At 64.8% G+C, this 5,974-nt stretch carries 7 protein-coding genes; all 7 read right to left on the bottom strand.

Going from position 1 to position 5,974, the window contains the following annotated elements; translation table 11 throughout:
* The coding region (locus IRZ12_RS14920) for an ATP-binding cassette domain-containing protein (RefSeq protein WP_296469980.1) at positions 1-400 on the bottom strand (400 nt) is incomplete at its 3' end.
* Complete coding sequence (locus tag IRZ12_RS14915; protein ID WP_296469978.1) at positions 393-1,136, bottom strand: ABC transporter ATP-binding protein; 744 nt, start codon at positions 1,134-1,136, stop codon at positions 393-395. The genes IRZ12_RS14920 and IRZ12_RS14915, both read right to left, overlap by 8 nt.
* A complete protein-coding gene (locus tag IRZ12_RS14910) occupies positions 1,133-2,125 on the bottom strand; it encodes a branched-chain amino acid ABC transporter permease (RefSeq protein WP_296469976.1) in 993 nt (330 codons plus the stop codon). Before IRZ12_RS14910 ends, IRZ12_RS14915 begins: the two co-directional genes overlap by 4 nt.
* Before the next feature lie 2 nt (positions 2,126-2,127).
* On the bottom strand, positions 2,128-3,000 hold the full coding sequence (locus IRZ12_RS14905; protein ID WP_296469974.1) for a branched-chain amino acid ABC transporter permease: 873 nt from the start codon (positions 2,998-3,000) through the stop codon (positions 2,128-2,130).
* Between the two features lie 4 nt (positions 3,001-3,004).
* Positions 3,005-3,910, bottom strand: a complete 906-nt coding sequence (locus IRZ12_RS14900) for an alpha/beta hydrolase (protein ID WP_296469971.1) — start codon at positions 3,908-3,910, stop codon at positions 3,005-3,007.
* On the bottom strand, positions 3,907-5,100 hold the full coding sequence (locus IRZ12_RS14895; RefSeq protein WP_296469969.1) for an ABC transporter substrate-binding protein: 1,194 nt from the start codon (positions 5,098-5,100) through the stop codon (positions 3,907-3,909). The genes IRZ12_RS14900 and IRZ12_RS14895 overlap by 4 nt, the downstream gene beginning before the upstream one ends.
* 74 nt (positions 5,101-5,174) lie before the next feature.
* Positions 5,175-5,846: a cysteine hydrolase gene (locus tag IRZ12_RS14890; RefSeq protein ID WP_296469967.1), complete on the bottom strand. Its 672-nt coding sequence runs from the start codon at positions 5,844-5,846 to the stop codon at positions 5,175-5,177.
* Positions 5,847-5,974: the final 128 nt, after the last annotated feature.

The following is a 5,974-nucleotide window of genomic DNA, read 5'->3' as shown; positions in this document are numbered from 1 at the left end:
TGTTTATGAGACAGCCATAATGCCCTCGTCGCTCCTGGAGGCGGGGGAAAAGCGACCAGACAGCCTGCTTGTTCCATGGTCCCGGGCGGGCCACGACGTCTAGGTTCTCCTCGACCGTCAAGGAGCGGAAGACCGCCCGCTCCTGCGGGACCCAGCCCATGCCCAAGCGCGCGCGTTGTACCGCATCGAGGCCGCGCAGGCTTTTTCCCAGCCAGCGTATGTCGCCGCCCGTCTGGCGGGCGGCGCCCAGCAAGGTCCGCAGCAACGTCGTCTTGCCCACGCCGTTGCGTCCAAGCACGGCGAGGCTCGAACCCTGTTCAATGGCCAGGTCGATCTGCTCCAGAATGGTCGCGTCGCCATAGCCTGCGGTCACGGACTCCATGACAAGCAGCTCAGACATGGCCACTCCCCAAATACGTGGCGCGAACACGAGGGTCGTTGGCGATCTCCTCTGGAGTGCCTTCCGCCAGCAAGGCGCCTTCGGCGAGGACGGAGATGCGCTTGGCGAAGCGGAACACCAGTTTCATATCGTGCTCGATCAGGAGAATCGCCAGCGTTTCGGGCAACTCGTCCAAGGCGTTGAACAACCGGCGGCTTTCCGCCGCGGGTACGCCTGCCGCGGGTTCGTCGAGCAGCAGCACCTTGGGACGGCAGGCCAAGGCCAGTGCAATCTCGAGCAGGCGTTGGTGGCCGTAGGCCATGTGCCGCGTCACGGCATGCGCCTGGTCTAGCAAGCCGACCTGCTCGAGAATGGAGGCAGCCTCATCCACCGCCTCCGCATGAACGCGCCGGGCGTTGACGAACGACAGCGCACGCCCCTGCGCCTGGCACAGCGCCAAAGCCACCGCATCCAGCGGCGTCAGCTCGGAAAACAGCGAGTTGACCTGGAAGGTGCGCACCAGGCCCCGCCGCACCCGTTCGTGGACGGGCAGGCCATTGATGCGCTCGCCCTCCAGGTAGATCTCTCCAGAATCTTCGCGCAACAACCCGGCAAGGAGGTTGACCAGGGTGCTCTTCCCTGCCCCGTTGGGACCAATGAGTGCATGACGCGCCCCACGCCCCAGGCTCAGCGACACGTTGCGGGTCACCGCCAGCGCACCAAAACTGCGGCACAAGCCGCGCGTCTCGAGCATCATGGCCGGCCCCTGCGCACCTGCGCCAACGCCCGGCGATACCCGACACGCAGCAGCTCCACCACGCCGCCACGCACGAACAGCACGACGAGCACCAGCACCAACCCTAGCCAGAATTGCCAATACTCCGGGTTCAACCCCGACAACGCGTCCTGGGCGACGACAAAGCCGCCCGCCCCCACCAACCCTCCGTACAACTGGCCCAGGCCGCCGATGATGAGCATGGTGGCGACATCGGCGCTTCTCTGGAATGACAGCACGTCGAGCGCGACGTATTGGTTGGTCTGGGCAAGCAGGGCACCGGCAGTGCCCGCCATCATCGCCGACAGCACGTAGATGCGGCTGAGCGCGGCCGCAGTGTCCAGCCCGATGGCCCGGGCACGTATCGGGTTGAGGCGCACCGCGTGCAGGCTGAGGCCGAAAGGCTGGCGCACGAGATGGCGCGCCAGCAGGAACCAGGCAAATAGCACGACGGCGCAATAGACGTACCCCACCCTCCCCGCCATGTCGAACTCGAATACGCCAAACAGCGGGGCGATTTCGATGTCCAACATGCCGTCGAGCCCGCCCGTCCACTCCGAAGCCTTGTTGGCGAGCTCGAACAGCAGCATTCCCAGCCCCAGGGTGACCATGAGCCGGCTCAAATCATGGCCCCGGCAGACGAGCCGGGCCGTCGCCACCGCGACCACGGCCGCCGCCAGTCCGCCAAGGAGCAGGCCGGTAAACGGTTCGCTCCATCCTTGCTGGCCCAGCTTGCCCGCGGCGTAGGCCCCGATGCCGAAAAAGGCGGCATGCCCCAGCGTCACGATTCCCGCGTAGCCCATGACCAGGTCCAGGGAGAGCGCGAACAGCGCCGCAATGAGAATCTGCGTGCCCAGGACGAGATTGTCGGGAAAGACGAACCATGCGGCCGCAACGGCTATCCAGAAACATGCCTCGGCCCAGTGCCAGCGCCGCTGGGTGCGGAGGTACGCCTCGCCGAACCGATCCATGATCAATGCCCTCCCCGGGCGGCACGAAGCCCCATGGGCCGAAACGTCAATACCGCGATCATGACGAGGTAAATGATGAACGCACCGGCCCAGGGGATGTAATACGCTCCCGCGATCATCGTAATGCCGATCAACATCGACGCCAGGAAAGTGCCGGTAATAGAGCCTGCCCCGCCCAGCACGACCACCAGCAGCGCCAACACCAGGTATTTCAACCCGAAGCCTGGGTCCAATCCCATGGCCTGCACGCTCAAGGCGCCACCCAAGGCAGATAGCGCCGAGCCGAGCGCAAACGTGCCCATGAATACGCGATCGACCGGAATCCCCAAGCTGCGCGCGACCTCCTGGTTATCGACAGACGCCCGCACCATGGCGCCGAAGCGGGTACGCTCCATCCCGACCACCAACAGCCCCAGGATGGCCAACCCGAGCAGCAACAAGAACAACCGATAGCGCGATACGCCTACGGGCCCGAGCGACAGCCTGCCATTGAGCCAATCAGGGATCTGCACGGAAAGCAGCCCCGGCCCCCAGAGATAAGTGACCGCAGCCCCCAGCATGAATAGCGTGCCGACGGTCAACAGCACTTGCGCCAGGGGCGGAGCGCCATACACGAAGCGGAACAGGCCGCGTTCCAGGATGACGCCGATCACGCCCACCGCCACGACGGCCGTTCCAAGCGCGGCCAGGAACGACAGGCCGAGCTGCTCCATGGCGGTCACCATCACATAGCCGCCCAGCATGGCGATGGCCATGTGCGCCAGGTTCACGAACCCCATCAGCCCCAGCGTGATGGATAACCCGACCGACATCATGAAGAGCAGTGCCCCATAGGCAAGCCCATCCATGAGCACCACTAGCGCCTGGACCAGCATTGCGTCACTGTCCGTCCGCGCGCAGGCCGAGCCATCCGGCCACGATGCGCCCGAGCACGGCATCCGGCGATTCCAGTGCGGAAATCATCGTCATGTGGTTGCGGCCATCGACTTCGCGGTAGTCGATCTCTACGCGGCCCAGCAAATGGCGGGCATAGGCGCGCGATTGACCGATGAAGGCGTCGGGTTCGTCCGCGCCTACTGTGACCAACACCGGAGCATCGAGGGAGGGCACGTCGTGGCGCAGGGGACTGAGCTCGGCCGCGAGCCTCGCATCCAGGCGCATCCACGCATTGGCGGGCAGCGAAACCAGGGGCTCGAGATCGTACAAACCGCTTAGCAGCATGCATCCGGCAAGGCGACCGGCCGCGGCCGCCTGCAACTGCGGTTCGAGCAGCGCATGCGCGACCAGGTGGGCCCCCGCGCTATTCCCCGACAGGACGATAGGTCCGTCCATCCCGCCGAATGGCGCATCGCCACGCATCATCGCGAGCATGGCCCCGCGGGTGAGCCGGCAGATCTCCGGCAGAGGGGTCTCCGGTGCGACCGGATACCCGAGGTTCACCCACTGCACGCCTTCTGCCACCCAGGCAGGCGCCAGAAACGCCCGGTTGGGGCGCCCTGCGCCCTTCCAGTAACCACCGTGCACAAAGACCACCGTGCCACGGACGGTGCCGTGCCCCGGGCGAAACACGTCCGCGACGGCCAAGGAGTGGTCTGCATAGGAAACGGTCCGCGCCTGCAGCCCCGCTGCCTGCCTCGCCGCAGCGCTGCGCTCGGCGAAGGCTTGGAGATGCTGCTCTCCATTAGGCGTGCGCGCATCGATGTCGTAGCCGTCGGGATCCTCGTTCAGCCCGATGACGGGCAGTGAGGCCCAGGCCGGGGAGTGTGCTCGATCGATGTTGCTCATAGCTCGGTCGCCACGTTTTCGAACGTTTCGAACTCGACGTTCTGCAGCTTGCCGCCGACCCGCTCAACGCGACGGATATAGATGTTCTGGACAACATCCCGGTTGTCGTCGATGCGGATCGGCCCGCGCGGACTCTGCGCCTGGTAGCCCTTGAGCACCTTCAGGACTGGTTCCGCATCGATCTTTCCCTTCAGCTCCCGGATGACGTGGTAAATGGCGGCCATGCCGTCCCAAGCGCCGGTGGCGTACCAGTTGGGCCGCGCGTCAGCGCCGTAGGCCTTTTGCCAGGCCGCCACATAGGCGCGGTTCTCGGGGCTGTCGTGCGCCATCGAGTAGTGCATGCTCGTGACCAGGCCCAACGCCTCGTCGCCGAAGGTGTCCAGCACGATTTCATCGGTCAGCTCGCCGGTAGACAACACCTTCATGCGCTTGTCCAGTCCGCGCTCCCTGAATGCCTTCAGGAACTGCAACCCTTGGTCTCCGGACGGGCTCATGAACAAGATCGCGTCGGGCTGGGCATCGGCAGCCCGCTGCAGGTATGGCGCGTACTCGACGTTGCTGATCGGCGTCTTGACCGATCCGACGATTTTCCCGCCGGCTGCCGTAAAGGCAGCGGAAAAGTATTTTTCCGTGTCGATGCCCGGCGCATAGTCTGGCACCATGACGTAGACGCTCTTGATGCCATTGCGGGCGGCCCAGGCCGCGAGCGGCTTGGTGACCTGCGGCTGGCTGAGCGAGAAACGGACGATATAGGGCGAGCGAGTAGGCACGAAGGCCGTGGCCGCTGCGTTCATGATGATCATCGGCGTTTCCGTCTTGGTCGCCACCGGGGCTGCAGCGAGCGCATTCGGCGTCAGGCCGAAGCCCGCCAGAAACTGCACGCGGTCACGCGTCACCAATTCCTGCGCGGCACGACGCGAAATTTCCGGGTTGGCGCCGGTCGTGTCGCGATAAATCACCTCCACCTTGTGCCCCGCGACGGTGTCCCCGTGCTCCTTCATGAAAAGCTCGATCGCGCGACGCGACTGCTGCCCATAGATAGAAAACACGCCCGAGAACTCGCCGATTACGCCTACCCGGACCACCTTTTCCTGGCCAATCGCGTGGCCATGCATCCCCCAGAGCAGCACGCCGGTGCACAGCGCGGTCCATGCGTGGCGTAGTCCTGCCGAAAACCGCGGTTTCATCATGATTGCCTCGCCCCTTTCGATTGACGTAACGGAGATAAGCGATGCGCAGCGGCCAACTTGGTCCGGCAGCCGTCCTAAAGCAGGTCGTCGAGTAACTCGCGTGCCGTGACGACGTCCCCGAAGCTCTGGAACACCGTCGTCAGGCCGTTCAGATGATCCTCGGGGTAGCGCGCCGCATTCAGGTCGCTCACCATCGCGACCTGGTAACCCAACATCATGGCGTCCCGCGCCGAGGTCTCACAGCAGAAATTGGTCACGACGCCGCCTATGGCGACGTGGCGGATGCCCCGCTCCTGGAGCTGCTCGTGCAGGTCGCAGTAGCCGGGCAGGAAAGCGCTGAAGCGCGACTTGCTGGCGCGGATGTCCTCCGGTCGCACGTCGAGTTCGGGATGCAGCGCATGCCCCGGCGCTCCCTCGCTGAGCTGGTCACGGTGGCGCGCGCCGCCTTCGGGCTTGAAGAAATAGTCGTGATAGAGCGGCCAGGTACTGACGCCGTCCTTGCCGACGGTCATGCTGACCCAGGCCACGACGCCCCCCCGTTCGCGAACGGCTTGGGCCGTTTCATTGACGGCTGGAATGATGCGCAGCGCAGGCTCCAGGTCCTGCACGTAGAAGCGCTGCATGTCGATGATGACCAGCGCCGTCCGGCCCGGGTCGAAGCGATCGAACACCTCGAGACGACCGCGCTTTTTCATCACCTGCTCGATGACATAAGCGGGCATGAATCGCTCGCAGCTCCGCGGCATGCCTTGCCTCCTCATCCGTTGCTTGGATGAGTCTAGGCAAACCTATGGGCGGCGAATAGCCGGGAATTCCTGATTCAGCGTTCGAAAAATCTTATGGCCGGCATGCCTGCCCCGCCCTGCACACATGC

Source organism: Pigmentiphaga sp. (assembly GCF_019689535.1).
GTDB lineage: Bacteria > Pseudomonadota > Gammaproteobacteria > Burkholderiales > Burkholderiaceae_B > Pigmentiphaga.
The sequence above is the reverse complement of the archived record's forward strand: the minus strand, read 5'-3'. Positions and strand labels throughout refer to the sequence as shown.

What these genes read in the sequence shown, in the direction of transcription:
- IRZ12_RS14905 (WP_296469974.1), bottom strand. Translation starts at nt 3,000, where the DNA reads ATGCTGGTCCAGGCGCTAGTGGTGCTCATGGATGGGCTTGCCTATGGG.
- IRZ12_RS14910 (WP_296469976.1), bottom strand. Translation starts at nt 2,125, where the DNA reads ATGGATCGGTTCGGCGAGGCGTACCTCCGCACCCAGCGGCGCTGGCAC.
- IRZ12_RS14915 (WP_296469978.1), bottom strand. Translation starts at nt 1,136, where the DNA reads ATGATGCTCGAGACGCGCGGCTTGTGCCGCAGTTTTGGTGCGCTGGCG.
- IRZ12_RS14895 (WP_296469969.1), bottom strand. Translation starts at nt 5,100, where the DNA reads ATGATGAAACCGCGGTTTTCGGCAGGACTACGCCACGCATGGACCGCG.
- IRZ12_RS14900 (WP_296469971.1), bottom strand. Translation starts at nt 3,910, where the DNA reads ATGAGCAACATCGATCGAGCACACTCCCCGGCCTGGGCCTCACTGCCC.
- IRZ12_RS14890 (WP_296469967.1), bottom strand. Translation starts at nt 5,846, where the DNA reads ATGCCGCGGAGCTGCGAGCGATTCATGCCCGCTTATGTCATCGAGCAG.